Source organism: Streptomyces sp. NPDC031274 (assembly GCF_055570235.1).
The window spans coordinates 1-2196 of sequence record NZ_JBVIHP010000102.1 but is presented as its reverse complement, the minus strand read 5'-3'; the positions used below and the strand labels follow the sequence as shown (position 1 = coordinate 2196).

1 protein-coding gene is annotated in these 2196 nt (G+C 63.3%); it reads right to left on the bottom strand.

Going from position 1 to position 2196, the window contains the following annotated elements; all coding sequences use genetic code 11:
- Nucleotides 1–1200 precede the first annotated feature (1200 nt).
- The coding region (locus tag ACZ5CR_RS43850) for a serine hydrolase domain-containing protein (RefSeq protein WP_468868877.1) at nucleotides 1201–2196 on the bottom strand (996 nt) is incomplete at its 5' end.

Genomic DNA, 2196 nt, shown 5'->3' with positions numbered 1-2196 from the left:
GTGGGGGAGGTCGGACCAAGACGTCATCGCTACGGCAGGGGGCAACTTTGACGCAGACAACGCAGAGTCAGCAGAGGGCCAGAAAGCGAGCAGAGACCCTCAGAGTCCTCGTCCGCGAGCGGGGGCTCCCGGAGGTCCTCACCGCGGCGGAGAAGCTGTGGGCCAATGGCCATGCACCCAGCGAAATTCGCATTAGAACCCTTTATGTCCGCAACTCGCATATGCCAGACGTGGACCTTTGGGCCCCCTTCCCCATGCCCGCATATCTCAGATTCGGACCAGAGCTAGATGAACGCAGGCGCCCGGCGCGGCACATCCTTCCTCCTATGGCGCGCCTCATATTGCCACAAGGCGTGGCGCTTCAGTTTCATCTGACTGCGCTATTTGTCGCACACTGTCAGTCCCGCCCTGGCCGGACATGGTCTAATCAGATCACCCTCAGTAGGCGCACTCCGGATTTGGTGACCTGGCTGGACCTTGTTGTCGTGTCTGCCAAGTCGAGCGGGAGTTCTGCACAGGCGTCTGCCTATACGCGGAATAAACTTCGCCAGTTTCGGTCGGCTCTCGGTCTTCTGGCCAAGAATCATTTCGTTGACCTAGGGAAGTCCGGATCGGCGAACAGGTACGAAGGATTCCAACTTCTCTCGGAGGACGCCAGCAGCTCGTCGGCGGGTGCCGTCGAGTACCGTGTCCCCCACGGCGGCGAAGATGCTCTGAAAGTCCCTCGTCAGTTTTTCACAAGGGGATGGGTGCACGGGCTGACGAAGAGCGAGATCGCCGCTTTTTTGATGTGCCTCCAATTGGCCTCCGAAGAGGAGTACCTATCCATTTCATGGAAGGAAAGGGCGGGCCGTGTAGGGCTGGCTCGCGAGGTATATGACGCCAGGCAGGCTCTTGAAGCTTACCGACTAATCGAGGTAATGAGACCAAGGGGCCGCAGAGAGGACGGTACTTGGCGCGGCTTTAGTAACGGCGGTCAACCGTTCTCGAACAAGATTCGCCTGAACATTCGCGGCCTGAGAAGACCGGCTCACGAAGTCGTCGAGGAAGTACTTATGAAGGCTGCCACCTTGGGTAAATGGTCCAGACCTCTCGGGGGGTAGGTTAGGTGTGGGTGGGCCTGGCTGTTGAGCGGTCGGGCCCGATAGGCGTCTACTGCGAGCTATTCGAAATCTCTCGGTGGATTCACCGTCGGCCGCTTCAGGCGAAGGCAAGCACCCGGTAGGCGTTGCGAACGTCGGTCAGGGGCTGGCGATCGCGGGTGTAGTAGAGCTTGTTGGTGAGGAGCACCGCCCATCGCCGCTGGCGAGGCGAGATCCACATGCCGGTTCCGGTGAAGCCGTAATGGACCCAGACGTCGTCGGCGGGGGTGGTACCGGGGGCGGGGTGCCAGAACAGTCCGCGTACGGGTTCCAGGGCTCCGGTCTGGACGGTCAGTGATTCTGCCGTCCAGGCCGGGCCGAACCCGGCGCGTGCCGAGGCGGTCACGGTGTCGAGCATGTAGCGCAGGAATGCGGTGAGGTCGTCGAGGACCGTGAAGACGCCAGCGATTCCGCATGCTCCGCCCAGCAGGCGGGCGGAGAAGTCGTGGGCGATGCCCTTGAGATGCGTATCGGTGTCTTGGTCGAGTTCGGTCGGCGCGCAGCGGGCGGCGACCTCGACTGGCAGCGGCCCGAAGCGGGTGGAGTCCATGCCGAGTGGCTGCCAAGTCCGTGCGACAGAGATGTGGTTGAGGCTCTCGCCGGAGAGATGTTCGGCGAGGTAGCCGAGGACCAGGGCGGCTCGGTCGGTGTATTCGACGGCCTCGCCGGGCTGGCGGCGCAGAGCTTCGTGCAGGACGCCGTCGCGGATGTCCTGGGCATCGGTGCCGTAGAGGTTCTTCAGCTGGGCCCGCAGCGGAAGGCCCGCGGTGTGGGTGAGTAGCTGTCGTGCGGTGGCCGCTCCGAGCGGGTGGCCAATGACCTCGGGCCAGAAAGTGCCGAGCGGGATGTCGAGGTCGAGCTTGCCGTCCTCCCAGAGAGCACCGATCGAGGACCAGACGGCGAGGATCTTGGTGAGGCTGGCGGCGTCGAAGACGGTGTCCGGTCGCATAGGAGCATCCGGCTCGTCGGGGTCGCGGACGCCTGCCGTGCCCGACGCCCCGATGCCTAGAGCGTCGCCTACGGCCCACACAGCGCCTGGGTAGACCTTGTCTCG